Here is a 408-nt window from a genome sequence, read left to right as displayed (position 1 = left end):
CGAGAGTTTGTAACACCCGAAGTCGGTGGGGTAACCTTTATGGAGCCAGCCGCCTAAGGTGGGACAGATGATTGGGGTGAAGTCGTAACAAGGTAGCCGTATCGGAAGGTGCGGCTGGATCACCTCCTTTCTATGGAGAATTGATGAACGCAGTTCATCAATAAACGTTGACTTGTTTYGTTTCGTTCAGTTTTGAGAGAACTATCTCTCAAGTTTAAATGTATGTTCTTTGAAAACTAGATAACAGTGTAGCTCATATTTTTTTAATTTTAGTTTGGTTAAGTTAGAAAGGGCGCACGGTGGATGCCTTGACACTAGGAGTCGATGAAGGACGGGACTAACGCCGATATGCTTCGGGGAGCTGTAAGTAAGCTTTGATCCGAAGATTTCCGAATGGGGAAACCCACT

2 rRNA genes are annotated in these 408 nt (G+C 44.7%); both read left to right on the top strand.

Annotated elements, in window-relative coordinates:
- Positions 1 to 130, top strand: a 16S ribosomal RNA gene (locus AC1DKZ_RS33115); the annotation flags it as partial.
- Positions 131 to 276: 146 nt separating this feature from the next.
- Positions 277 to 408, top strand: a 23S ribosomal RNA gene (locus AC1DKZ_RS33110); the annotation flags it as partial.

It is taken from the genome of Bacillus sp. 05T21 (assembly GCF_056396785.1).
This window is presented reverse-complemented; position numbering and strand designations above follow the sequence as displayed.